The sequence below is a fragment of the Variovorax stachyos genome, assembly GCF_051400855.1.
Classification (GTDB): domain Bacteria; phylum Pseudomonadota; class Gammaproteobacteria; order Burkholderiales; family Burkholderiaceae_C; genus Variovorax.
Genome location: NZ_JBLFFN010000006.1, coordinates 279,280 through 303,053 on the forward strand (window position 1 = coordinate 279,280; position 23,774 = coordinate 303,053).

The following is a 23,774-nucleotide window of genomic DNA, read 5'->3' on the forward strand; positions in this document are numbered from 1 at the left end:
CATCGGACAAGCAACCGGAGCACGACATTGGGCCAGGCCACAGCCAGAAAGCAGGCGCAAGCCGAAGCGATTGCGACGACGCCGGGGAATCCACGCCTGCCGCACGACGAGGTGTCGCTGGTCCCGTTTGGCACGGAACACTTGGAAGGCGCCCTTGCGCTTTCGCAAGAGATGTCCTGGCCCTATCGGCTCGAGGACTGGGCCTTCGCGCTCGAGCTCGGCCAGGGCTTCGTGCTCCGCGACGGCGCCGGCAAAGTGATCGCGACTGCGGCCTGGTGGGCCTACGGCGAGGACCATGCTTCAGCCGGGATGATCATCGTCGCCAAGGCTGCCCAAGGCCGTGGCCACGGCGCCCGGCTGATGGATGCGCTGCTGACAGCGGCGCACCCGCGGACCCTCACGCTGAACTCGACGGCCGAAGGCCTGGCGCTTTATGAAAGGCGCGGCTTTGTCCGCATCGGCGTCATTCAACAGCATCAAGGCGTTCCCGACGCGCACCCCCAGGCGCCACCGGGCAGCCTGGTCAGGGCAATGGCGCCATCGGATGTCGAGGCGGTGGCGCGTCTCGATCAGCAGGCCACGGGCTGGGCCAGGCGGCAGATGCTCGACGGGCTCATCCAGGCAGGTGAGGGCCACGTGCTCGTGCGTGACGGCGAGCCGTGCGGCTATGCCCTCTCGCGCCTGTTCGGCCGCGGTTACGTCATCGGTCCCGTGGTCGCCGAAAGTGCGGCCGATGCGCGCACCTTGATCGAAGCCGCGCTCGCACGTCTCGGCCAGGTGTTCGTCCGTGTCGACACCGCTGCCGCCTCGCAGCTCGGGGACTGGCTCGAAAGCATTGGGCTGCACCAGGTCGGCGATGCCATCACCATGGTGAAGGGGCCGCACATCCCGCCGGCGGGGCCAGCACGCATGTTCGCGCTGGCCAACCAGTCGTTCAACTAGGAGATATCGCGATGCTGCGCTCGAAGACGCTGGAAAGGCCGTTATGAAGCTGACCTCGTATTGGCTGGACACCTCGGAGCCCTTCCGCAGTTCCGCTGCGGGACCGGTGCAGGGCAACTGCGACGTGGCGGTGATCGGCGGCGGCCTGACGGGCTGTTCGGCTGCGCTGGCGCTTGCCAAGAAGGGTGCACGCGTCGTGCTTCTGGAAGCCGAGACCATCGGGCACGCCGCCTCGGGTCGCAACGGCGGCATGTGCAACAACGGCTTTGCCCAGGACTACGGCACGATGTCGGCCAAGCTCGGCAAGGACGTCGCCAACCGCCTGTATCGCGCGTTCGATGCCGGAGTCGATACGGTCGAGCGCCTGGTGGCGGAAGAGAAGATCGACTGCAGCTTCGCGCGCGTTGGCAAGATCAAGCTCGCTGCCAAGCCCGAGCACTACGACAAGCTGGCGCGCAGCCAGGAACTGCTGGCCGCCAACGTCGACCCCGACACGGAGATGGTGAGCCGTGCAAACCTGGCCGGGGAGGTGGGGTCGGATCGCTTCTACGGCGGACTCATCTACCGCAAAGGCGCCGGCATGCACGTCGGGCGCTTCGTCCGCGGCCTGGCAGAAGCGGCGGCGCGGCGTGGCGTCCAGATGCACGAGCACACGCCGATGACCGGCCTGCGACCCGCGCCCGGCGGAGGCCATGAGCTCGACACGCCGAAGGGCCGGTTCAACGCCAGGCAGGTTCTGCTGGCGAGCGGAACCTCGCAGACGGGCCCGCTGGGCTGGATCCGGCGCCGCATCGTGCCGGTCGGCGCGTTCCTGATCGTCACCGAACCACTGCCGACAGAGACGCTCGACCGGCTGTTGCCGCGGCGCCGAATGGCGGTCGATACGAAGAACCTGGTCAACTACTTCCGGACGACGCCCGACAACCGGCTGCTCTTCGGTGGACGCGCCCGCTTCGCCGTTTCCAATCCGAACTCGGACGAGAAGAGCGGCGCGATCCTGCGGGCCGCGCTGCACGACGTGTTCCCCGAGCTTCGCGCCGCACGCATCGACTATTGCTGGGGTGGCATGGTCGACATGACTCGTGACCGGCTGCCACGCGCCGGCGAGCGCAACGGCATCTACTACTCGATGGGCTACAGCGGCCATGGCACCCAGATGTCGACCCTGATGGGGACGATCATGGCGGAGGTCATGGACGGGCGCACCGAGCTCAATCCCTGGAAGGACTTCGACTGGCCCGCGATCCCGGGCCATGTCGGGCCCCCGTGGTTCCTGCCGCTGGTAGGGGCCTATTACCAGCTCAAGGACAAGCTCGCCTGAAGCCGCCCGACTACGACGGCCATGCAAGGCTATGACGAGGAGTGTCTTCCAGACAGCGCGGCCGCCTGTTCCAGGCTGATGCCCTCGACGAGCGGATCGGCATGACGATGCGCGAGCATCCACTGGTCCTTCTCCTTGCGGAAAACGAGCGTGACGCGAAGCGCCCAGTCTTGCCCCGGCAGCCCTCCGACTTCGACATGCGTGCGTTCGATGGCGGCGATCACCACCATGTCGGCCGAGCGATAGGCCTGCACCACCTCCAACGTCGAATCTCTGCCGTTGCGGAAGAAGCGCGCAATGGAGTCCCACCGCTCGCTCGAAAGTTCGGCTGCCCGTGTCGGCTTGCCGCCGAACGGCGCCATCAGGGTGAAATCGTCCGTGACCGTGATCGAGCTGCGATAGCGGTCCAGGTCGCCACGCATCAAGGCTGCGTGGGCCTGCGTGGCGCGCAGGACCAGGTCTTCGATCTCTGGATCTGCGGCAGCATCGGCGCGGGTCTCTGCTGCACCCGGTGGTACGGGGAGGCTGGCGGGGGTTCGTTCGGAGCGCGGCATGGACGCGAGCTTATTCTTCGTTGCGCATCTCGATCTTGAAGAAATGCGACAGGCGCCGGGACCATCGAGTGCGTTCCTGGTCCGGGCATTGCATGCGGCCCCGCCCCGCCCTAGGATCCACCGTCCCGCCGTCCGGTCGGGGCACCACAATCAGAAGGAGTCAGCGATGCTCAAATCCAGAGTGGCGGCCGTCGCCGCAGTTGCAGCTTTCCTCGCAAGCCTGGCCTCGGCCCAGCCCACCACCATTCCGAACGGACCCAACGGGGAGAACGAGAGCCTGGCCTCGCTGCGCAGCTATGCGCAGATGCTGAAGGCGCTCGAAAGCGCCGTACAGACTTCCAACGGCGCCGCCACCCTTCGCTACGCGCCGTACAAGAGCAACACCGGCCGCCTGGTGCCCTATGTGGTGATCGGCAACGGCCCCACTGCCGCGCTCATCATCGCGCAGCAGCACGGCGACGAAATGGAGACCAGCGACTCGGCCGTCAACTTCGTGCGCACGCTGGTGAACAACTCGAACGCGTCGAAGGTGATACGCAACTCGCTCACCGTCGTGGTGGTGCCGCGCGTCAACGTCGACGGCTTCGACGGCGAGATGCCCGACGGCACGCCGCTCACCGACACCAACGGCAACCAGGTGCCCTGGCGGCAGAACTACGACCCGCGCTTCACCGTCAATCCGCTGCCGGCCTTCTACCAGCGCGGCCGCGGCTACGACATTAATCGGTATCACGCCTTCCGGCCCGAGTGCCCGCTCGACAATCCGAACTATCCGAACCTCACCACCGGCGTCACCAGTTGCGAGACCAAGGACATCGACAGCACCGGGCCGTACCTGGTGTCCGAAGGCAACCCGGTGCCCGAGGCGAAGAACGTCCGCTGGATCAACGACCAGTTCAAGCCGGTGGTGGCGCTCGACATGCACCACCAGGGCGACCGTGTGCACGACGGCCGGCTGGTGACCGCCTCCACGCTCTACCCCACCGCAGACGGCACCGCGGCACGGCTGCAGGAAGTAGACCCGACGGCCCTGGCGCGCTTCAATGCCGGCAAAACCATGGCCAAGCGGGTGGTGGTGATCATTGCGGAGACCCTGGCCCAGTACCCGTATGCCAATCTGAGCCGCTACCCCGGTGGCACGGAGCCCGGCATTTCTCGCAACGCCTATGGCCTGCTCGGCTCAGGTTCGGTGCTGCTGGAGCTGCGCGGCGGCATCGGCACCAAGTCGGGCGGCTACATCCAGAAGATCGGCTACCACGCCTCGATGGCGATCGTGGAGCAGCTGGCAAAGGACCCCACGCTGGGTGGCTTCAGCCCCGACATGGCCGACGTGCTGGTCGTGCCGGCCAATGGCCAGCCGCCTGCCACCGGCCCCGGCGAAGCGGACGAAGACGACCCCGATCACCTGGGCAACTGAGCCCCCTGCGGCCGCCCCACGGAACTACGGCTGCCGCCTCTCCTCGCTGCGCAGCAGTTCGGAACTGTCTTGGGGGGCCAAAGATGAGTCGTTTCAGGAAAGCTGCCGAAAAAGTCCGGGCAACCGGTGTACTCGAACGCTTGATAGCCCTGAGAGATCGCACTCTGTCTTTCTCACAATTCGGCGAAGATGTTCATATAGCCTCATTCCTGGATCGGTTGAAGCACGACCGTGGCATTGTCGTCAGGCCTGGCTGGATCGTAGATGTGGGTTCGTTTCGACCCATAAAATTTTCGAACACTTATCTGTTCTACAGGCGCGGTTGGCGCTGCATCAACATCGACCCGACCCCCGGCACCAAACGCCTGTTCGATCGCGTACGGCCAAAAGACATCAATCTTCAAGTCGCCATAGGCCCGGAGCGCGGCAGAGCGAACTTCTACGTTTTCGACCAGCCGTCCGTCTGGAACACCATGGATAAAGAGGCCGCCGATGACGCGGCAGCCAAGCTCCAGATCCAGCCGAAAGTATTTTCGACCGACGTCCTTCGCCTCGAAGACGTACTGAACAATCATCTTGGCGATCAGCCCCTGGAGATGCTTCTGGTCGACGCAGAAGGGTACGACATCGAGATCTTGAAGTCCCATGACTTCAAGCGTTGGGCCCCTCGCCTCATCCTTATCGAGGTCCACGGGATAGAGGCCAGCACCCTGAACACCAATCCAGTGCTCCAATATCTTGAAGAACGCGCTTACCAGCTCCATTCGTGGATCAACCCGAGTCTCCTGTTCGTGAGAGGTGACTCGACGCTGCCGCAGAAAGATCACGCAAGGTCGAATTAGCCGGCGTTCGTAGACGTGCGAACTACGGCTGCCGCAGGATCTTCTCCATCTTCTTGCCCTTCGCGAGTTCATCGATGAGCTTGTCCAGGTAGCGGATCTTCTGCATGAGCGGATCGTCGACTTCTTCGACGCGAACACCACAGACGACGCCCTTGATCAGCGAGCTGTTCGGATTCATGGCCGGGGCCTGGGCAAAGAAGGTGGCGAAATCGTTCTGCTGTTCGATCTGCCGCTGCAGGCCCGCCTGGTCGTAGCCGGTCAGCCAGCAAACGATTCGATCCACCTCCTCTTTCGTACGGTTCTTGCGCTCGGCCTTTTGAACGTACATCGGGTACACCTTTGCAAACGGTGTCTTGAAGATCTGATGCTGCTGCGGCATGAACACGACTCCGGGAGTTGCGGCTTCGACTTGCGTAGGGCACACGGTGCGCGACTGGAATGCCACCGATGCAGCCGCGCGGCTACATCAGCGGCGTCCAGCCCGAAGGATTCTCTTCCTCTTCCAGCGCTTCGCGACGCGGACCGAGCTCGTGCGTCTCATAGAGCCTGCGAAGCGCGTTCACGCCCTCCTGCAACGCATGCTCATAGCTGTCAGTCCCGCGAGGCGCCGAGTTGATGAGGTAAAACTCGCCGTCGGGTCCTTGCGATTCCAGCAGGACCCAATAGAAATGACCCGGATCGGGCTCGTCGACGGTGACTGCAATGGATCGAAGAAAACGTGGCATGTTGCTTGGATTGAGTGTTGAGCAAGCGCTGCCGACCGAAATGCAGTCGACGGGTGCGCACTCTCGATGCAATGGGAGCGGCCAGCCGCTCCGGGGAGCTCAGCTGCTTCTCTGCGCCTTGCCCCACCCGGAGAACATTCGGCCGAGAAGGCTCCGTACCGGCACATCGTCGAGCTTCGCGCCGCTGCCGGTGCGCCGCGCTTCGCCCACGGGCTCGGCAAAGGCAGCCTCGCGCGACGCGAGCTGGCCCAGGTTCTCGAAGACATAGCGCGGCGGCGCGGTGCGGAAGCCGAGGGTCCGTTCCGCCAGCTGGATCACGCGCATGGCCTGCAGCGAATCGCCGCCGAGGTCGAAGAAGTTGTCGCTGGGCCGGATGTCCGACGTGTCGATCTTGAGCACGTCGGCCCAGAGCTGCGCCAGCTGCAGCTGCCCGGGGGCAAGCGCGACAGGGGGTGACGCGGACGCGGCCAGGCCCAACGCAGGCTCGGCGCGCTCGCGAGACGGCGGCTCGGCCGCTTCGCCGCGCGACAGGTGCACGAGCTGCGCGGCTTCCGCCGAATCGCCGCCGGCGACCAAGGCGGCCAGGCTCTCTTGCGGGTGCTCGGCCACGCGCCGCAGCAACTCCACGTAACGGTCCCGCAGGGCAAACGCGGTTTCGCGCCGGTAGATGTCGGCGTTGTAGGTAAGGCCGCCCTCCAGGCCGGTGGACCCCTCGGTCAGCCACAGGCCGAGGTCCTCCGTGGCGCCGCGCTGCGAGACCTGGACCTGGCGAAGCTGCAGCGGGCCCAGGCTCTGCGCCCGCTCGCGCGTGTCCTCGAAGGAGAACAGCACCTGGTACAGGCCGACGCCCTTGGCACGCGCGGAAAATTCCGGCTCGCCCGCGAAGCGCTCGAACGGAACCTGCTGGTTGTCGAGCGCCGAAACCACTTGCTGTTTCAGCGACCGCATGAACTGGCCCAGCGTCTGCTGGAGATCGAATGCGACGGGGAGCGGCAGCAGGTTGCCGAACATGCCCATCACCGGCTCGGTCTCGGGGATCTGGCGGCCGCGCACGGGCGTGGCGACGACCAGCGAACGCGCATCGGCCACGCTGCCCAGCAGGAGCACGTACACGCCGAGCGTGAGCATGTTCAGCGTGACGTCGTGGCTGCGCGCCACGGCGTGCAGCTGCTGCGTCAGCTCGCTGTCGACGGCCATCCAGTAGGTGTGGCCCTGGCCGGTCATGCCTGCGCCGCGCGGCCGGTCGGTGGGCAAGGCCTTGGGCGGCGGGGCATCGGCAAAGCGCTTCTTCCAGAAGCTCAGCTGTTCCTCGAACTGCGGCGAGGCCAGCCAGTCGAGGTACCACTCGGCATAGTCGCCGTGCGTCACGGCCAGTTCGGGCAGCGCGTGCGGCAGGCCGCTCAGCCTGGCCTGATAGACGGCCGATAGTTCGTTGATGAGCAGGTCGACCGAAGCGCCATCCCACACCAGGCGGTGCGGCACGAAGACGAAGACATGGTCGTCTTCGCCCATGCGGATCAGGGCGGCGTTGAAGAGCGGCGCACGATGGATGTCGATCAGCTGGTCCGCCACCCCCTGCAGCTTCTCGACGAGTTCCGGCTCGCGCTGGTCGGCAGGGAGGTCGCCCAGGTCGATGCGCATCAGCTCGACGGGCGCGTCGGCGGCGATCGATGCGGTGAACTCGCCGGTCTTCGGATCTCGTATGAACGATGTGCGCAGCACGGGCTGGCGTTGCACGACCTCGCGCAGCGCGTCATGAAAGACCTTCGCGTCCAGCGGGCCCGTCAGCCGGTGGGCCGAGGGCGTGTTGTAGACGGACCGGCCGGGATGCAGTTCCTCGAGAAACAGGATGCGTTCCTGCATCGGCGTGAGCGGTGCGGTGCTGCGCCCGGCGCAGCGGGGAATGTGCTCGACCGGTGCGACGCCGCTGGCCTGCAGTTCGCCCAAGGCCGCCGACAGGCGCTCGGCCGTCGGCGCCGCGAAGAGCGTGCGCAGCGGCACGGTGACGCCGAACTCGCGCGTCAGCCGCGTGGCCAGGCGCGAGGCCAGGAGCGAATGGCCGCCCAGCGCGAAGAAGTCGTCTCGGATGCCCAGGCCCGGCAGGCTCAGCACCTGCTCCATGGCCGCGAGCACGATGCGCTCGCGCTCGTCGCGCGGTGCGGCGGTGTGCGCGAGCTCGGCGGCTTGCGCGGCACCGAAAGAAGACGCGCCGGGCGCGGGCAAGGCCTTCCTGTCGATCTTGCCGTTGGGCAGCCGCGGGAGCTCGTCGAGCACGACGAAGTGCTGCGGCAGCATGTACTTCGGAAGCCGCGCGCTCAGCGCCTGCTTGACGCCCGAAGTGTCGACCTGCGCGCCGGATGCCGCAATGAGATACGCGACCAGGCGCACGTCGCCCGGCTGGTCCTCGCGCGCGACGACGACGCTGGCGCCCACGCCGGGGACATCGTTGCAGCAGGCCTCGATCTCCCCGGGCTCGATGCGGTAGCCGCGCACCTTGACCTGGTGGTCGAGGCGGCCCTGGTGTTCCAGCAGGCCATCGTTGCGCCAGCGGCCGCGGTCGCCGCTGCGGTAAAGCCGGCCGCCGGTGCTCGAAGCGGGGTCGGGAACGAAGAACTGCTGCGTCAGCTCGGGACGGTCGAAGTAGCCGATGGCCAGACCGGCGCCGCCGATGCAGATTTCGCCGGGCACGCCGACGGGGCATCGCTGGCCCTGGGCATCGATGATCCAGACGCTGGTGTTCGCGATGGGCCGGCCGATGGAGATGCCGTTGCGCGCGAGCTGCGCAGGGTCCACGCGCCATGCGGTCGAGTACACCGTGGTTTCGGTGGGCCCGTACATGTTCCAGAGCTCGCCGCAGCGCGCGCTGAGCGCCAGGGCCAGGTCGCGGGGCAGGGGCTCGCCGCCGGTGATGGCCTTCAGCCCGGGCCCGCCTTGCCATTGCGCATCGAGCAGCAGGCGCCAGGCGGTGGGCGTGCCCTGCAGCACGGTGACCTGCTCGCGCTCGATGAGCTGGCGGAAGGCCTGGCCGTCCTTGGCCGTCTCGCGCGAGACCAGCACGATTTCCGCGCCGGTCTCCAACGGGAGGATCAGCTCCATCACCGCGATGTCGAAGCTCAGCGTGGTCGCCGCCGCGACGCGGTCCTCGGGCCCGATGCGCAGCGTCTCGCGCATGCTCTGGAGCAGGTTGGCCACCGCAGCGTGCGCGATGCCCACGCCCTTGGGCTTGCCGGTCGAGCCGGAGGTGTAGATGAGGATCGCCATGTCGCCGGGCTGCGCGTCCCGCGGGCCGGGGTGCAGCGGCGTGGCCGGGGCGTCCAGCCATTCGAGGTCCTTGTCCAGCCAGAGCACCTGCGCATCGCCGTCCTCGCACCAGGCGCTCGGCGCGTGGGCGATGCCGGACGTGGTGATCAGCAGGCCGAGCCGCGCATCCTCTGCCTGGTAGTCGAGGCGCGCCTTCGGGAAATCCGGGTCCAGCGGCACGTAGGCTGCGCCGCACTTGAGCACCGCCAGCAGGGCGACCAGCATGTCCGCGTTCCGCTCGAGGCACAGGCCGACGCGTTCGCCGCGCCCCATGCCGCGAGCGCGCAAGGCGTGGGCCAGCCGGTTGGCGCGCGCGTCCAGTTCGAAGTAGGTCCACTGCCGGCCATCGTGCCGCAGCGCGGTGCGATCGGGCTGCGCCACCGCCGTCTGCTCGAAGCCTGCATGGACGAGGCCGCCGCGCGAGAGCGGGGTGGGTGCCGGCTGAAGGGCAAGAAGGCGGGCTTCTTCGGTGGCATCGACAAGGTCGACGCCGCCGAGCGCCACGCCGGGTTCGCGCACGGCGGCCCTCAGCAGACCTTCGTACATGCCCATCCAGCGGACGATGGTCTCCTCGTCGAACAGGTCGACGTTGTATTGCACTTCCCACTGCATGCCGCCGGCGACGGGCGTGAGGTTGAGGAAGAGCTCGAAGTTCTCGTACGCGCGCGGGATGCTGCGCAGCTGCGCCTGCAGGCCCGGGAACTCGCCGGCGGCGCGCTCGGTGCTGGCATCGACGTTGAAGAGCACGCTCACCAGCGGCAGGCGGCTCGGGTCGCGCGGCACCAGCAGCTTCTTGAGGAGCGTGCCGTAGGTGAGGTTCTGATGCTCGAAGGCATCGAGCAGCAGGCCGCGGCTTTGGCTCGCCAGCTCCGCCAGCCGCGTCTCGGCGTTCACCGAAACCCGCAGCGGCAGGAGGTTGGCGCAATGCCCGACGAGTCGGGGCATGTCGCTGGCGAGCTGGCCGGCGGCGGCGATGCCGATGACCAGGTCGTCCTGTCCGGTGAGGCGATGCAGCAGGCCGGCGAAGGCGCCGAAGAGCGCGGCGTAGAGGCTGGCGCTCGATCCGGCGGCCAGCTTGCGAACGCCGTCGACGAGCTCGGCGTCGAGCAGGCCATCCATCCGGCGCGATTCGAAAGTCCGCACCGCGGGGCGCGGCCGGTCGAGAGGCAATTCGAGCACCGGCGCAGTGCCGCCGGCGAAGCGGCCCAGCCAGTAGTCGATGTGGGCCTGCATGCGCGGGCTGGCCGTTTCGTCGGCTTCCCATTGCGCATAGTCCGCGTAGTGAGGCGCCGGCTCCGGCAGTGGGCGCAGGCCCCGCTCGTGCGCGTAGAGCTCGCCGAGCTCTGTGCAGATCACGCTCAGGGACCAGCCGTCGCACACGGCATGGTGGGCGCTGATGAGGAGCGTGTGGTCTTCCGGCCCGGTGCGGTAGAGCGTTGCGCGGAAGAGCGGGCCCTGCTCCAGGATGAAGCGTTCGCGGACCGCCGCGTCGAAGGCCTTGGACAGCAGGCGCTGCTGTCCCGCCGCATCGGCATGCGAGAGGTCGATGCGTTGCAGCACGGAGCCGGGAGGTGGCGCAATGAAGAGCTGCGTGCCGTCGGGCGAGAAGGTCGCGCGAAGGCTGTCGTGGCGTTCCACCAGGCGCACCATCGCGCGCTGCAGTGCGGCTTCGTCCAGCGCACCGGCGAGCCGCAACGCGCTGGCTTCGTTGTAAGCCAGCCCTGCTTCCTCGCTCAGGCGATCGCCAAGCCAGACTTCGCGCTGCGCCTCCGTGGTGGGGATGATCGTCTCGAGCTCGCCGAACGCGAAAGGATCGAAATCGTCGGAGTCCGGCTCGTCAGTGTCCTGACGGCCGGCTGTGGGGGGACCGCCGGACCGGAATTCGCCTGCCGGAGCGGTGTAAGAGTTTGAAAGACTCCGCATTGTTTGCAGCATTACTGCTGAGCTGCCCCTTTTATGTCAGACAGCGTCGCGTGGGCCTGAAGGGCGCCGGGCCGCCCAACCCCCGCCCGCAGCCGCCGCACTGTGCGCGGTCCCGCTTGCAGTCGCTCGACTGCCGTCGTGCTGGATGCCGGCTCGAGGTCATGAGGCACTACCAGCACATCGCTGCCGCTGCCGCGGTCGAGCACGCGTTGGGCAACGCTTCCGAAGATGAAGTCCGACAGGGCCGATGCGGGATGCTTGCCCACGACGACCAGCTCGGCGCCGCTGCGCTGCTGTTGCACGAGCACTTGTCGTGCCGGGTCCCCGTGCCCGATGGCGGAGAGCACGCGATTGCGGCGCGCGTCGTAGGAGTCGGTCAGCCAGAACATCCGGTCCTGCGCATAGCGCCGGCACTGGTCCCGGTAGACCTTGATGGCCTGCTCCGAGACCTCGGCATAGCGAAGCTTGCCCTCGTTGGCGGTGCTGATGGCATGGAACAGCTCCACGTCGGCGTGCTGATTGAGCGCGAAGCCGAGGTCTACCAGCCGGCGCGATGCGTCCGAGAAGTCGACCGCCACGACCAGGCTGCGATAAGGTGCATGGGCCGGACGCCGCACGACGAGAACCGGCCGCCGGCACTGACGGAGCACGGCTTCGACGGGCTGGCCCGTCAGGAAGGCGCGAACACCGCGAACCCGGGCGGTACCCCACACCAACAGGTCGGCACTGCGCGCGGATGCCAGGACGTCATCCGGCGAAAAGGCGATCTGGTTCAGCGCGCGCACGCGAATCCCGTGGCGCTGCTGAAGTTGCAGCGCATGGTGCGCCAGCCGGCATGCCGCATCGGGCGGCGGCGGCTCTCCGGGATACGCCACGCAAAGGAGCTTGAGCGCTGCACGGTGTTCCGCGCAGAGGTGCCCCGCGCGGGCGAGGGCGTAGTCGCCTTGCCTGGAAAAATCGGTGACGGCGAGGATGGAGTGAGGAGTCATGGCAGATCGCTCGGAATGGCTGGCGCCCGCCGCGGGCATCGACGGCGTCGACGGCCACGCGGCTGCGGGGTGTCAAGAAAGGGGCTCGCGTTCGAGCAGCGGGCGTGGCCGACTACGTCGAGTCGTCGCCTCGGCCGGACGTGTTCAAACGCGGTCGCTGGCGCGCGGGGCTGGGTGCCCGGCGGTGGATGGTTGCGCTAAGGGGAGGAGCGGACCGCCGGGCTCAGGAGAGTGCGGGCGTCGATTGCCGACGCGCCTTCTTTGCGACCGCACGTGCGTAGGTCGCAGCGAGGAGCAGTGCGGCCAATGCAAGGTGGGTGCAAACAAGGGTGGTGGTCATGCGACCGAGTCTAGGCAGAGAGTCCTGCAGTGGCAACCAATGGCCTCAAGCTTCTTGCCAGATTGAATGTAGGCCTGCACTGTCGCGGGGCACAGCCGCCCCCCTTCACCCTGACGGGACCATCGACGCTGTGCTTCGAGGCATGGCGGTCGGAACCTTGGTTCTCCCAGCTTTCAACCAAGGAGACTTCGATGGCCGAACAGAATGACCCCAAGGAAAAGACAGCCGCCACTGGCGTTGGCGCGGTAGTGGGCGGCGCCGCAGGTGGAGTGGCAGGAGGTGCAGCTGCAGGCGCGGCTGTCGGCGGCATGACCGGTCCCGTCGGCGCTGCTGTCGGGGCAGCAGTGGGCGCGGTGGCTGGAGCGGTCGCCGGCCGCATGGCCAAGGCCGATCCGGAGGCGGAAGACGCGTACTGGCGCGACAACTACACCGGGCGCCCCTACGTCGATCAGGGATCGAGCTACGACGACTATTCGCCGGCGTACCGCTACGGCGTCGATGCGTATTCGCGCTATCCCAACCGCAGCTTCGACGAGGTCGAGCCGGAATTGAGCCGCGACTGGGGCACTTCGCGCGGCCGCTCTTCGCTCGAATGGGAGCGCGCCAAGCACGCGACGCGCGATGCCTGGCAACGCGTCAGCGACAAGGTCGAACGTGCAGTTCCCGGCGACTCCGATCGTGATGGGCGCTGAGTCATCGCGTAGTTAAAAAAGGCGGCCCGCAAGGGCCGCTTTTTCATCCCGGCCCTTCGCGCCGCAGGCTGTTGCCCAATGCCGTCTTGCGCAGGATCACCGCGAAGGACTGCACCGCCGCCGGCTTGCTCTCCCCCAGCCGCCACAGGATGCCGGGCGTCCTCACCGGCGTCGGGCTCTCCAGCGGGATCATCTTCAGCCCCGCCATCGCCTCGGGTACGGCGTTGATCGCCACGATCGAGCCGATCATCGTGCGCGCCACCAGCGCGAGCATCGGCGCGACGGTCGACATCTCGGCCACCACCGTCGGCTCGGCGCCGCAGGCGTGGAAGCACTCGTCGAGCATGGTGCGCGTCGAAAAGCTGGAGGCCACGAGCACCAGGTCCTGCCGGTGCAGCTCCACCATGCGGATGCGCTTGCGGTGCGCGAGCGGATGGGCGGTGGACACCACCAGCACCATCTCCTCGTTGTAGAGCGGCTCGAACCACAGGCCGGTCGGGTCCTGCGGCCGGTAGGAGATGCCGAGGTCGAGCTCGCCGGCCGCGAGCCGCTTGGCAATCACCTCGGCCGCCAGCTCCTCGACGCTGATGCGCACCGTGGGATGCCGCGCGAGAAACTGCGCGACGCACTCGGGGATGAGGCCGATGTTGAAGGTGTGCGTGGCGCCGATGCGCACTTTGCCGGTGAGGTTGCCGGCGCCGGGCTTCAGCAGCGCCACGCCCTGGTCCACCTCCTTCAGGGCGCGCGAGGCAAAGCCGCGCAGCAGCTCGCCGGCCTCGGTGGTCACCACCTTCTTGCCGATGCGCTCGAAGAGGGGCTGGCCCAGCTCCTCCTCGAGCTGCTTGATCTGGTGCGACAGGGTCGACTGGGTCACGTGCACGCGCTCGGCGGCCCGCGTGAAGCTCAGGCAATCGGCCAGGGCGACGAAATAGCGTAGATGCCGCATCTCCATGAAAACCCCTGCGAATGATCGATGCCGTCGATGATATCCATGGAAATTCATCATTTGTCGCGGCCTCCTGCGCGGCCTATCGTCCGGCCATATACAGGAGACAAGGCGATGGCCGACTACAACCAGGACAGCATCACGCAGGACGTGCTCGACGCCTTCGCGAAGACGCCCGATCCGCGGCTACGCCAGCTCATGACCACGCTGGTGAAGCACATCCATGCCTACGCGCGCGAGGTGGACCTGAAGCCCGGGGAATGGCTCGCGGCGATGAAGTTCCTCGAGGCGACCGGGCAGATCTCGACCGACAAGCGGCCCGAGTTCATCCTGCTGTCGGACACGCTGGGCCTGTCGATGATGGTGGTGGCGCTGGACCAGGCGCGCGCCAGCGGCGGTGCGCAGGGCGCGACCGAGGCGACGGAGGCCACGGTCGAAGGCCCGTTCTACTGGGCCGGTGCGCCCGACATGCCGCTGGGCGCCGACATCAGCGGCAGCGCGCGCGGCGAGCCCACCTTCTACATGGGCCGCGTGACCGACGTGCACGGCAAGCCGCTGGAAGGCGCGGTGCTCGACGTGTGGTCGGGCGACGGCGAAGGCAAGTACGACGTGCAGCTGAGCAGCGAGCCCACCATGGCCGCGCGCGGCCGCTTCCGAACCGATGCGCAGGGGCGCTACTGGTTCTGGTCGATTCGGCCGGCCTACTACCCCATCCCCGACGACGGGCCGGTGGGGCAGATGATGCATGCCACCAAGCGCAGCATCTTCCGGCCGGGCCACATCCATCTCATGGTCTCGGCGCCGGGCCATGTGACGCTGACGACGCAGGTCTTCGTCGGCGGCAGCCCGTACATCGACCAGGACGCGGTGTTCGGCAAGCGCGACAGCCTGGTGGTCGACTTCGAGAAGCACGCGCCGGGCAAGGCGGTGGACGGGCGCGAGATGCAGGTGCCCTACTACTCCGCGAGCTTCGACGTCAGGCTTGCACCCGCGGCCTGAGTCCCTTTTCTCTTTTTTGCAAGGACCCTCATGAAGATCGGCAAGGCCACCGTGCCGCGCACGGCCATCTGCACCTCGGACGAACACACCATCGTGATCCGCGGGCGCGACCTGTCGAAGGAGCTGATCGGCAAGATCTCCTTCGTCGACCACTTCTTCCTGCTGCTGACCGGCCAGATGCCGACGGCGGGCCAGGCCGCGGTGCTGAACGCGACGCTGGTGGCGATTGCCGAGCACGGGCTGGTGCCCAGCGTGCAGGCCGCGCGCATGACCTTTGCCGCGGCACCCGATGCGATGCAGGGCGCGGTGGCGGCAGGCATCCTGGGCTGCGGCTCGGTGGTGCTGGGCTCGTCGGAGACGGCGGGGCGCATGTACGTGGAGATCGATGCCAAGGCGCAGGCCGGCACCGCGCTGGACGAGGCCGCGCTTTCGGTGATGCAGGCCTGGCGCGCGGCCGGGCGCTCCATTCCCGGCTACGGCCATCCGCTGCACAAGGAGCGCGACGAGCGCGTGGGCGCGCTGTTCGACGCGGCCAAGGCAGCGGGCACGAGCCTGCGCTTCGTGGAGATCGCGGAGGCCTGCGAAAGGCTCCTGCCCGACCTGCTGGGCAAGCCGCTCAAGCTGAACGTATCGGGCGCAATCCCCTCGGTGCTGCTGGGCGCGGGCTTCCCGGTCGAAGGCCTCAAGGGCGTGCCGATGCTGGCGCGCACCGCGGGGCTGATCGCGCACATGGTGGAAGAGATTCGCCAACCCATCGGCTTCGCGCTGTCGTACCAGGCGACGCGCGAGATGGAATACGACGGCGACGTGCCCGCGGGCTTCGGGAAGCACGCATGATCCCTGTGCTGCAAGGCCTCAAGGTCATCGAGCAGGGCACCTTCATCACGGGGCCGGCCGCCGGCATGCTGCTGGGCGACCTGGGCGCCGATGTGATCAAGGTGGAGCAGCCGGGCACGGGCGACCCCTTCCGCGCCTTCAAGAACGGCCTGTACAGCCCGCACTACCAGACCTACAACCGCAACAAGCGCAGCATCACGCTCGACACCAAGAGCAGCGAAGACCGCGAGGTGCTGGACGCGCTGATCGCCGATGCGGACGTGTACATCCAGAACTTCCGCCCCGGCGTGGCGGAGAAGCTGGGCGTGGGCGCCGAGCGGCTGCAGGCACTGAACCCGAAGCTCGTCTACGTGGCGATCAGCGGCTTCGGCTCGACGGGCCCGGCCGCCAACCGGCCGGCCTACGACACGGTGGCGCAGGCGGCCAGCGGCTTTCTCAACCTGCTGGTGAATCCCGAAAACCCGCGGGTGGTGGGGCCGGCCATCGCCGATTCGCTGACCGGCTTCTACGCGGCCTACGGCGTGCTGGGCGCGCTTTACGAGCGCAGCCGCACCGGCATCGGCCGCAAGGTCGAGGTGTCGATGCTGGAGGCGATGGCGCATTTCAACCTCGATGCCTTCACGCACTTCTTCCAGGTCGACGAGGTGATGGGGCCGTACAGCCGGCCGAGCGTGTCGCAGTCGTACGTGCTGCGCTGCGCGGACGACAAGTGGATCGCGCTGCACATGTCCTCGCCGGAGAAGTTCTGGCGCGGGCTGGCGGTGGCCATCGAGCAGCCCGACATCTTCGAAGACCCGCGCTTCGCCACCCGCGACGCGCGCATCGAGAACCAGGAGGCGCTGATCGCGCTGCTGGGCGCGCGCTTCGCCACGCAGACGCGCGACGAATGGTGCCGCCGCCTGCAGCGCGAGGACGTGCCCAACGCGCCGATGTACGACACCAGCGAGGCGTTGGAGGACCCGCAGGCCAAGCACCTGCAGCTGATGACCTCGGCCGAGCATCCGGTGATGGGGCTCTTTCGCACGGTGCGCTCGCCGGTGAGCTTCGATGGCGAGCGCGCGCTGCAGGTGCGGCCGCCGCCCATGCTGGGCGAGCACAACGACGAGATACGCGCGGCACTGAAGCGCAAATAGCGCAGACAGCCCGACACAGACAAAAGACAACGGAGACAAGCAATGACGATGAACACAAGCCTGCGCAAGCTGCTCGCCGCGGGCGTGATGCTCGCCGCCGCGGTGATGCAGATGCAGGCACAGGCGCAGGACAAGGGGGGCGCGGTCAAGATGGTCGTGCCCTTCGGCGCCGGCACCACCACCGACACGGTGGCGCGCGTGGTCGGCGAGGCGCTGGGCAAGGCGCTGCAGCAGCCGGTGATCGTCGACAACCGCGCGGGCGCGGGCGGCTCCACCGGCAGCGACATGGTCGCCAAGTCGGCGCCCGACGGACGCACGCTGGTGATGGGCACGGTGGGCACGCACGCGATCAACGCCGCGCTCTTCAGCAAGCTGCCCTACGACCCGATGCGCGACTTCGCGCCGGTGGCCTTCATCGGCTACACGCCGACGCTGCTGGTGGTGGCGGCGGATTCGCCGATCAAGTCGCTCAAGGACCTGGCGCAGGCCGCCGCCAAGCCGCAGGGCGTGACCTTCGCGTCGGCCGGCAATGGCACCTCGGGCCATCTCGCGGGCGAGCTGCTGGCGCAGCGGCTGGGCGGCAAGATGATCCACGTGCCCTTCAAGGAAGGCGCGATGGCGCTGACGGGCGTGATCGCATCGCAGGTCGACTTCATGTTCTATCACCCGGCCGCGGTGATGCCGCAGGTCAAGGCCGGCAAGCTGCGCGCGCTGGGCGCGAGCGGTGCGGTGCGCAGCGCGGCAGCGCCGAACGTGCCGACGGTGATGGAGCAAGGCATTGCCGACTTCGACCTGGTCGCATGGTTCATGCTGTACGCGCCCGCCGCCACGCCGGCCGCGACGCTGGCGCAACTGCGCACCGCCGGCGCCACCGCGCTCGCGCAGCCCGAGGTAATGACCAAGCTGCGCGAGCAGGGCATCGAGTCGCGCCCGATGAAGCCCGAGGAAATGCAGCCCTTCAACAAGTCCGAGCTGGGCAAGTGGGCCGGGCTGGTGAAGCGCTCGGGCGCACAGGTGGACTGACGGCTTTTTGTTCGTTTCGCTCACAAGAACTGATAGGAGACAGGAACCATGAAGACGCAGCAGAACCTTCGAGGCATCGGGCGGCGCGCCGCCTTGGGCGCCATCGGGCTGGCCGCGGCCGGCTTCGCGCTGGCGCAGCAGCCCACGGGCCAGCCGATCCGCATCGGCAGCACGCTGGCGTTGACCGGCCCGCTCTCGGCCACGGCGCAGATCCACAAGCTGGTGGGCGAGATCTACGTCGAGCAGCTCAACAAGCGCGGCGGCCTGCTGGGCCGGCCGGTGGAGTGGGTGGTGAAGGACGACCAGTCCAAGCCCGACCTGGCGCGCACGCTGTACGAGCAGCTGGTGACCGCCGACAAGGTCGACCTGCTGATGGGGCCCTACGCGACGGGCGCGATCCTCTCGGCCATGGGCGTGGCGCAGCGCTACAACAAGGTGCTGGTGCACCACACGCTGGGCATCCCGTCGCTGGCCAAGTACGACATGCAGTTCCCGGCATGGTCGATCGGCTCCGACCCGGCCACCACGGTGCCCAACACGCTCTTCGATGCGCTCGCCGCCTCGCCCAAGCCGCCGAAGACGGTGGCGGTGGTCACCAGCAAGTTCCCCTCGATCCAGTTCATGAGCGCGGGCGCGCGCGAGGTGCTCAAGAAGCGCGGGCTGACCGAGGTGCTGTTCCTCGAATGGGATTTCGGCAACCGCGACTTCGGCCCGATCGCCAATCGCGTGAAGGATGCCAAGCCCGACTTCGTGTGGGTCGGCGCGATCGGGCTCGAAGGCAACCTGCTGCTCGATGCGATGAAGAAGATCGACTACCTGCCGCCGCAGCACTTCTACCTGTACCCGGCGCCCGGGCCGCTGCTTGCGTTGCCCGAAGCGAAGAACGCGCTGTCGGCCACCATCTTCGAGGCGCAGCCGCCCTTCACCGCCAACAAGGGCGCGGCGGAATTCGTGAAGCTCTACACCGAGCGCGCGGCCAAGGCGGGCTTCCCCGACACCTCGGTGGAAACGCAGGCCGCGGCCTCGTACACCGCGTGGCAGATCCTGGAGGCGGGCGTGGTCGCCACCAAGAGCCTGGACGACAAGGCCATCGCCACCTGGCTCAAGGCCAACAAGGTCGACACGCTGCAGGGCAAGCTGCGCTTCGACGGCGTCGGCAACTTCGGCGACGACCTGATGCGCATCAAGCAGATCCAGGACGGCAAGTGGGTGGTGGTGTGGCCGAAGGAAGTGACTTCCGGCGGCGCGAAACTCATCACGCCTTGAAATGTCAGGCTTTACGCTGCCCAGCATCTCGCTGCTGTCCCAGTCCATCCTGTCCGGCATCTTCGTCGGTGCGCTCTACGGGCTGATGGGACTGGGGCTCAGCCTCAGCTGGGGCCTGCTGCGCCTGATCAACCTGGCGCATTTCGCCTTCGCCTTCCTGGCGGCCTACCTGTGCTACCAGATGGCGGCGATGGGCATGGACCCGCTGCTGACGCTCTTCATCGTCGTGCCGCTGTTCTTCGCGCTGGGCGCGGGGCTGCACTGGGTGATGGCGCGCTTCGCGGTGACGCCCTTCAACTCGCTGCTGCTGACCTTCGGGCTCACGGGCATCGCCGAGAGCGTGATCCAGTCCATCTGGACCGCGGACTTTCGCAAGCTCGAGTCGCACTACGGCGAGCAGAAGTTCAAGCTCGCGGGCTTGTACATCCCGGTGCCCGAGCTGATCACGCTGGTGATCGCGGTGGCGCTCGCCTTCGCGGTGTGGGGCGTGCTGCGCTACACCGACCTGGGCCGCGCGCTGCGCGCCGCCGCGCAGGACGGGCCGGTGGCTGCGGCCTTCGGGGTGAACGAGAAGGCGCTGGGGCTGCTGCTGGCCGGCACCTGCGCGGCGCTCGCGAGCATCGCGGGCGTGTGCCTGGCGCTGAGCTTCACGCTCACGCCCTCGCAGATGTACGCCTGGGTCGGCGTGGTGTTCGCGGCAGTGATGCTGGGCGGGCTGGGCAGCGCGCTCGGGCCGCTGGTCGCGGGAGTGCTGATCGGCGTGAGCGAGGCGGTGACGATGGCGGTGACGGCGCCTTCGTGGGCGCCGATCGTGTCGTTCACGCTGTTGATCCTGATTCTTCTGTTCAGGCCGGGAAAGGCCGCTTGATGACAAAACAAGGCATCGGACTTCATTCCCCTCCCCTTCGGGGGAGGGCCAGGTTGGGGGCACGCGGCGTATCCACCGCCTCGGACGCAGCTGCCGCCCAGCGCCCCCACCCCAGCCCTCCCCCGAAGGGGGAGGGAGCAGGAAAGCGCACCCCGCTCCTGATCCTCGGCGCGGGCGTGCTGCTCGCCTTCGTCCCGCAGCTCGGCCTGCCCGCCTTCTACGACTCGCTGCTCTACCTGATGCTGCACTGGGTGGTGCTCGCGACCTCGTGGAACATCCTCTCGGGCTACTCGGGCTACTTCTCCTTCGGGCACGGCGCCTTCTTCGGCGCGGGCATCTACACCAGCGCGAACCTGATGGCGCGCTACGACTGGCCCTTCCTCTGGACACTGCCCGCCGCGGCGGGCGTGGCGATGGTGCTGGGCGTGGCGCTGGGCGCGATCGTGTTCCGGGTGAAGGCGGTGCGCGGCGAGCTCTTCGCGCTGCTGACGCTGGCGATCACCTTCGTGATCGGCACCATCGTGGTCAACACGCCGCTGGACGGCGGCAACGGCGTCTCGCTGGCAGCGGTGGCGGTGCCGAAGGTCGGGCCCACGGCCTCGTCCACCTTCTACCTGCTGGCGCTGGCCGCGGCGGTGGCGACGCTGCTGATCGCGTGGGGCATCCAGGTCTCGAAGTTCGGCGCCGGGCTGTTCGCGATCCACGACGACGAGGAAGCGGCCGAGGTGCTGGGCGTGCCGACCTACCGCTACAAGCTGATGGCGCTGGCCGTCTCGTGCGCGCTGGCTGGCGTGGCCGGGGGCATCCATGCGCTCTTCCTGTCGTACGTGACGGCGGGCGAGGTGTTCACCATCACGGTGCCGCTCACGGTGGTGCTGATGAGCGTGCTCGGCGGCACGCGCCACTGGGCCGGGCCTGCCATCGGCGCGGTGGCGATCACCGGGCTGCTCTACAGCTTTACCGCGGCGGACCATGCGATCGCAGGCAAGGCGCTGATCGGCGCGATCCTGATCGCGGCGATCCTGTTCATGCCCGACGGCATCCTGGAGCGGGTGAAGCGGCTGTGGCGGCGCGCGCCGGTGGCCTCGCCCGTCGTGACGCCTGCGCCGGTGGCGACAGTGCTCGGCGCTGCGGCCGTGGCGAGTGCGGCGCCCCAAGGCGAGGTGCTGCTGCGCGTGAAGGGGCTGAGCAAGTCCTTCAAGGGCGTGCGCGCGCTGGCCGGCGTGGACGTCGAAGTGCGGCGCGGCGAGATCCTCGGCCTGCTGGGGCCGAACGGCTCGGGCAAGTCCACCTTCATCAATGTCGTCAGCGGCCACTACACGCCGACCGCCGGGCACATCGAGTTCGAGGGCCGCAGCCTCAACGGCCTGCCGGCGCACCGCATCGCGGGCAGCGGCATCGCGCGCACCTACCAGATCCCGCGCCCCTTCGGCCACCTGAGCGTGCTGCAGAACGTGGCCATCGCCACCATGTTCGGTGGCGCGGTGCGCGATCCGACGGACGCCAACCGCCAGGCGATGCGCTGGCTGGAGTTCACCGGCCTGGAGGCCAAGCGCGACGCCAGGCCAGAAGACCTGAACCTGCACCAGCGCAAGTTCCTGGAGCTGGCGCGCGCGCTGGCCTCGCGCCCGCGGCTGGTGCTGCTCGACGAGGTGCTGTGCGGGCTGACGCCCAGCGAGATCGACGACGCGGTGGCGCTGATCCGTCGCATCCGTGAGCAAGGCTCCACCATCGTCTTCGTCGAGCACGTGATGCGCGCGGTGATGGCGTTGACGGACCGCATCGTGGTCTTCAACCACGGCGAGCTGCTGGCCGAGGGCACGGCGCGCGACGTGATGCAGCGGCCCGAAGTGATGAGCGCCTATCTCGGAAAGGCAGCCCATGCTTGAGGTACACGACCTGCAGGTGGCCTACGGCGCGGCCAACGCGCTGTGGGGTGTGTCGCTGGAGCTGCGCAGCGGCGAGCTGCTGTGCGTGGTCGGGCCCAACGGGGCCGGCAAGACCACGCTGATCGCGACGCTCGCCGGCATGCTGCGCGCGCGCAGCGGGCGCATCGTGTTCGACGGGCAGGACATCACGCGGCTGCCGGCGCACCGCTTCTGCGAGGCCGGCATCGCGCTGGTGCCGGAGGGCCGGCGCCTCTTCACCGGCATGACGGTGCAGGAGAACCTGGAGCTCGGCAGCCTGCTGCCGCAGGCCAAGGCGCAGCGGCAGCAGTCGATGGCGCAGGTGCTCGAGCTGTTTCCGGCGCTCAAGGAGAAGCTCGCGAGCCCGGCGGGCGAGCTCTCGGGCGGCCAGCAGCAGATGGTGGCGATCGCCCGCGCGCTGATGGCGCGGCCGCGCCTGCTGCTGCTGGACGAGCCCTCGCTGGGCCTGTCGCCGCTCATCGTGGCCGACATGTTCGCGGCCATCCGGCGCATCAACGCCGACGGCGTGTCGGTGCTGCTGGTGGAGCAGAACGTCGCGATGGCGATGGAAGTGTCGCAGCGCGCCTATGTGCTGGAGGAAGGCCGCATGGTCGCCGAAGGCCTGCCGCAGGAGCTGCTGGCACGGCCCGAGATCCAGCGCGTGTACCTCGGCGTTTGAATCCTCCATTCGGACCGTTCAATTCCTTTTTCTGGAGAAGCCCATGCTGTTCCCCACCACCATCGTCGGCAGCTTTCCGCAGCCGGACTGGCTGATCGACCGTGCCAAGCTGGCGGGCCGCTTCCCGCCGCGGGTGCGCGCGCGCGAGCTGTGGCGCATTCCGCCGCAGTACCTGGAGGAGGCGCAGAACGACGCGACGCTCATCGCGATCCGCGCGCAGGAAGAGGCCGGCCTGGACATCGTGAGCGACGGCGAGATCCGGCGCGAGAGCTACTCGAACCGCTTCGCGACCGCGCTCGATGGCGTGGACCTGGACAACCCCGGCACGGCGCTGGACCGCTCCGGCCATCCGAACCCGGTGCCGCGCATCGTCGGGCGCATCCGCCGCCGGAACCCGGTGGAGGTGGACGACCTGAAGTTCCTGCGCGCCCACACCGACCGGCAGGTGAAGATCACCGTGCCCGGCCCCTTCACCATGCTGCAGCAGGCGCAGAACGATTTCTACAAGACCGAGGAAGAGGCCGCCATGGACTATGCGGAGGCGGTGAACGCGGAGATCCGCGATCTCTTCGCGGCCGGCGCGGACGTGGTGCAGATCGACGAGCCCTACATGCAGGCGCGGCCGGAGAAGGCGCGGCAGTACGGGCTGGCGGCGCTGAACCGCGCGCTCGATGGCATCACCGGGACGACGGCGGTGCACATCTGCTTCGGCTACGCGGCGATCATCCACGAGCGGCCGAGCGGCTATTCCTTCTTGCCCGAGCTGGCGCAGTGCAGCTGCAGGCAGGTGTCGATCGAGACCGCGCAATCGCACCTGGACTGCTCGGCACTGGCCGCGCTCGACGGCAAGCGGGTGATGGTGGGCTGCATCGATTTGTCGACGCCGGAGGTGGAATCGGTCGGCGCCGTCGTCGATCGCATCCGGCGCGCCCTGCCCTACGTGAAGCCGGAGAACGTGATCCTGGCGCCGGACTGCGGCATGAAGTACTTGCCGCGCGACGCGGCGGTTGGCAAGCTGCAGGCGATGGTCGCGGCGGCAAAGGTGCTGCGCGAAGAGCACGCGGCATAGCA

The 23,774-nt window shown here is 68.0% G+C and carries 20 protein-coding genes; 14 read left to right on the top strand and 6 right to left on the bottom strand.

Features of this window, described 5'->3' with window-relative positions; genetic code table 11:
• Positions 1-27 precede the first annotated feature (27 nt).
• Both ACMGEZ_RS13840 and ACMGEZ_RS13845 read left to right on the top strand, forming a co-directional pair.
• The gene (locus tag ACMGEZ_RS13840; protein WP_436822850.1) at positions 28-942 is read left to right on the top strand and encodes a GNAT family N-acetyltransferase; all 915 of its coding nucleotides are present in this window, start codon (positions 28-30) and stop codon (positions 940-942) included.
• A 43-nt stretch (positions 943-985) separates the two neighbouring features.
• Positions 986-2,263, top strand: coding sequence for an NAD(P)/FAD-dependent oxidoreductase (locus ACMGEZ_RS13845; RefSeq protein WP_436822851.1), 1,278 nt, complete (start codon positions 986-988; stop codon positions 2,261-2,263).
• 29 nt (positions 2,264-2,292) lie between these two features.
• On the opposite strand, the gene ACMGEZ_RS13850 is transcribed toward ACMGEZ_RS13845, so the two are convergent.
• Positions 2,293-2,817 carry a nuclear transport factor 2 family protein gene (locus ACMGEZ_RS13850; RefSeq protein WP_436822852.1) on the bottom strand — a complete coding sequence of 175 codons (525 nt, stop codon included), beginning with the start codon at positions 2,815-2,817 and terminating at the stop codon, positions 2,293-2,295.
• Between the two features lie 166 nt (positions 2,818-2,983).
• On the opposite strand from ACMGEZ_RS13850, the gene ACMGEZ_RS13855 reads away from it, so the two are divergent.
• The gene (locus ACMGEZ_RS13855; RefSeq protein WP_436822853.1) at positions 2,984-4,234 is read left to right on the top strand and encodes a M14 family zinc carboxypeptidase; all 1,251 of its coding nucleotides are present in this window, start codon (positions 2,984-2,986) and stop codon (positions 4,232-4,234) included.
• An 83-nt stretch (positions 4,235-4,317) separates the two neighbouring features.
• Positions 4,318-5,076, top strand: a complete 759-nt coding sequence (locus ACMGEZ_RS13860) for an FkbM family methyltransferase (RefSeq protein WP_436822854.1) — start codon at positions 4,318-4,320, stop codon at positions 5,074-5,076.
• Positions 5,077-5,098: 22 nt separating this feature from the next.
• Here the strand turns inward: ACMGEZ_RS13860 and ACMGEZ_RS13865 are convergent, their stop codons facing one another.
• The 4 genes from ACMGEZ_RS13865 to ACMGEZ_RS13880 form a co-directional block, all read right to left on the bottom strand.
• The gene (locus ACMGEZ_RS13865; protein ID WP_436822951.1) at positions 5,099-5,455 is read right to left on the bottom strand and encodes a DUF2200 domain-containing protein; all 357 of its coding nucleotides are present in this window, start codon (positions 5,453-5,455) and stop codon (positions 5,099-5,101) included.
• Between the two features lie 82 nt (positions 5,456-5,537).
• Entirely contained in the window at positions 5,538-5,801 is a 264-nt protein-coding gene (locus ACMGEZ_RS13870; RefSeq protein ID WP_436822855.1) for a hypothetical protein, read from the bottom strand.
• A 99-nt stretch (positions 5,802-5,900) separates the two neighbouring features.
• Entirely contained in the window at positions 5,901-11,024 is a 5,124-nt protein-coding gene (locus ACMGEZ_RS13875; RefSeq protein ID WP_436822856.1) for a non-ribosomal peptide synthetase, read from the bottom strand.
• 11 nt (positions 11,025-11,035) lie between these two features.
• On the bottom strand, positions 11,036-12,052 hold the full coding sequence (locus tag ACMGEZ_RS13880; RefSeq protein ID WP_436822857.1) for a universal stress protein: 1,017 nt from the start codon (positions 12,050-12,052) through the stop codon (positions 11,036-11,038).
• 492 nt (positions 12,053-12,544) lie between these two features.
• On the opposite strand from ACMGEZ_RS13880, the gene ACMGEZ_RS13885 reads away from it, so the two are divergent.
• Entirely contained in the window at positions 12,545-13,045 is a 501-nt protein-coding gene (locus tag ACMGEZ_RS13885) for a glycine zipper domain-containing protein (protein ID WP_436822858.1), read from the top strand.
• A gap of 43 nt (positions 13,046-13,088) precedes the next feature.
• On the opposite strand, the gene ACMGEZ_RS13890 is transcribed toward ACMGEZ_RS13885, so the two are convergent.
• Entirely contained in the window at positions 13,089-13,997 is a 909-nt protein-coding gene (locus ACMGEZ_RS13890; RefSeq protein ID WP_436822859.1) for a LysR substrate-binding domain-containing protein, read from the bottom strand.
• Between the two features lie 108 nt (positions 13,998-14,105).
• Here ACMGEZ_RS13890 and ACMGEZ_RS13895 point away from each other — a divergent pair, with 108 nt between their 5' ends.
• The 9 genes from ACMGEZ_RS13895 (at position 14,106) to ACMGEZ_RS13935 (ending at position 23,772) form a co-directional block, all read left to right on the top strand.
• Positions 14,106-14,990 (top strand): dioxygenase family protein, encoded by an 885-nt coding sequence (locus ACMGEZ_RS13895; RefSeq protein ID WP_436822860.1) that lies wholly within the window; start codon positions 14,106-14,108, stop codon positions 14,988-14,990.
• Between the two features lie 30 nt (positions 14,991-15,020).
• Positions 15,021-15,827 carry a citryl-CoA lyase gene (locus ACMGEZ_RS13900; RefSeq protein WP_436822861.1) on the top strand — a complete coding sequence of 269 codons (807 nt, stop codon included), beginning with the start codon at positions 15,021-15,023 and terminating at the stop codon, positions 15,825-15,827.
• Entirely contained in the window at positions 15,824-16,960 is a 1,137-nt protein-coding gene (locus ACMGEZ_RS13905; protein WP_436822862.1) for a CaiB/BaiF CoA transferase family protein, read from the top strand. Before ACMGEZ_RS13900 ends, ACMGEZ_RS13905 begins: the two co-directional genes overlap by 4 nt.
• A gap of 42 nt (positions 16,961-17,002) precedes the next feature.
• Positions 17,003-17,983 (top strand): Bug family tripartite tricarboxylate transporter substrate binding protein, encoded by a 981-nt coding sequence (locus ACMGEZ_RS13910; RefSeq protein WP_436822863.1) that lies wholly within the window; start codon positions 17,003-17,005, stop codon positions 17,981-17,983.
• 48 nt (positions 17,984-18,031) lie between these two features.
• Complete coding sequence (locus ACMGEZ_RS13915; RefSeq protein WP_436822864.1) at positions 18,032-19,249, top strand: amino acid ABC transporter substrate-binding protein; 1,218 nt, start codon at positions 18,032-18,034, stop codon at positions 19,247-19,249.
• Between the two features lies 1 nt (position 19,250).
• Entirely contained in the window at positions 19,251-20,117 is an 867-nt protein-coding gene (locus ACMGEZ_RS13920) for a branched-chain amino acid ABC transporter permease (protein ID WP_436822865.1), read from the top strand.
• Positions 20,118-20,293: 176 nt separating this feature from the next.
• Entirely contained in the window at positions 20,294-22,006 is a 1,713-nt protein-coding gene (locus tag ACMGEZ_RS13925) for a branched-chain amino acid ABC transporter ATP-binding protein/permease (protein WP_436822866.1), read from the top strand.
• Positions 21,999-22,703 carry an ABC transporter ATP-binding protein gene (locus tag ACMGEZ_RS13930; RefSeq protein ID WP_436822867.1) on the top strand — a complete coding sequence of 235 codons (705 nt, stop codon included), beginning with the start codon at positions 21,999-22,001 and terminating at the stop codon, positions 22,701-22,703. The genes ACMGEZ_RS13925 and ACMGEZ_RS13930 overlap by 8 nt, the downstream gene beginning before the upstream one ends.
• Before the next feature lie 43 nt (positions 22,704-22,746).
• Positions 22,747-23,772: a uroporphyrinogen decarboxylase family protein gene (locus ACMGEZ_RS13935; RefSeq protein WP_436822868.1), complete on the top strand. Its 1,026-nt coding sequence runs from the start codon at positions 22,747-22,749 to the stop codon at positions 23,770-23,772.
• Positions 23,773-23,774 lie beyond the last annotated feature (2 nt).

Bases quoted from the DNA above. Each gene is read 5' to 3' on its own strand.
- ACMGEZ_RS13930 (WP_436822867.1), top strand. From the start codon at position 21,999: ATGCTTGAGGTACACGACCTGCAGGTGGCCTACGGCGCGGCCAACGCG.
- ACMGEZ_RS13850 (WP_436822852.1), bottom strand. From the start codon at position 2,817: ATGCCGCGCTCCGAACGAACCCCCGCCAGCCTCCCCGTACCACCGGGT.
- ACMGEZ_RS13845 (WP_436822851.1), top strand. From the start codon at position 986: ATGAAGCTGACCTCGTATTGGCTGGACACCTCGGAGCCCTTCCGCAGT.
- ACMGEZ_RS13895 (WP_436822860.1), top strand. From the start codon at position 14,106: ATGGCCGACTACAACCAGGACAGCATCACGCAGGACGTGCTCGACGCC.
- ACMGEZ_RS13855 (WP_436822853.1), top strand. From the start codon at position 2,984: ATGCTCAAATCCAGAGTGGCGGCCGTCGCCGCAGTTGCAGCTTTCCTC.
- ACMGEZ_RS13860 (WP_436822854.1), top strand. From the start codon at position 4,318: ATGAGTCGTTTCAGGAAAGCTGCCGAAAAAGTCCGGGCAACCGGTGTA.
- ACMGEZ_RS13875 (WP_436822856.1), bottom strand. From the start codon at position 11,024: ATGCGGAGTCTTTCAAACTCTTACACCGCTCCGGCAGGCGAATTCCGG.
- ACMGEZ_RS13910 (WP_436822863.1), top strand. From the start codon at position 17,003: ATGACGATGAACACAAGCCTGCGCAAGCTGCTCGCCGCGGGCGTGATG.
- ACMGEZ_RS13920 (WP_436822865.1), top strand. From the start codon at position 19,251: ATGTCAGGCTTTACGCTGCCCAGCATCTCGCTGCTGTCCCAGTCCATC.
- ACMGEZ_RS13885 (WP_436822858.1), top strand. From the start codon at position 12,545: ATGGCCGAACAGAATGACCCCAAGGAAAAGACAGCCGCCACTGGCGTT.
- ACMGEZ_RS13915 (WP_436822864.1), top strand. From the start codon at position 18,032: ATGAAGACGCAGCAGAACCTTCGAGGCATCGGGCGGCGCGCCGCCTTG.
- ACMGEZ_RS13890 (WP_436822859.1), bottom strand. From the start codon at position 13,997: ATGGAGATGCGGCATCTACGCTATTTCGTCGCCCTGGCCGATTGCCTG.
- ACMGEZ_RS13900 (WP_436822861.1), top strand. From the start codon at position 15,021: ATGAAGATCGGCAAGGCCACCGTGCCGCGCACGGCCATCTGCACCTCG.
- ACMGEZ_RS13865 (WP_436822951.1), bottom strand. From the start codon at position 5,455: ATGCCGCAGCAGCATCAGATCTTCAAGACACCGTTTGCAAAGGTGTAC.
- ACMGEZ_RS13935 (WP_436822868.1), top strand. From the start codon at position 22,747: ATGCTGTTCCCCACCACCATCGTCGGCAGCTTTCCGCAGCCGGACTGG.
- ACMGEZ_RS13870 (WP_436822855.1), bottom strand. From the start codon at position 5,801: ATGCCACGTTTTCTTCGATCCATTGCAGTCACCGTCGACGAGCCCGAT.
- ACMGEZ_RS13880 (WP_436822857.1), bottom strand. From the start codon at position 12,052: ATGCCCGCGGCGGGCGCCAGCCATTCCGAGCGATCTGCCATGACTCCT.
- ACMGEZ_RS13905 (WP_436822862.1), top strand. From the start codon at position 15,824: ATGATCCCTGTGCTGCAAGGCCTCAAGGTCATCGAGCAGGGCACCTTC.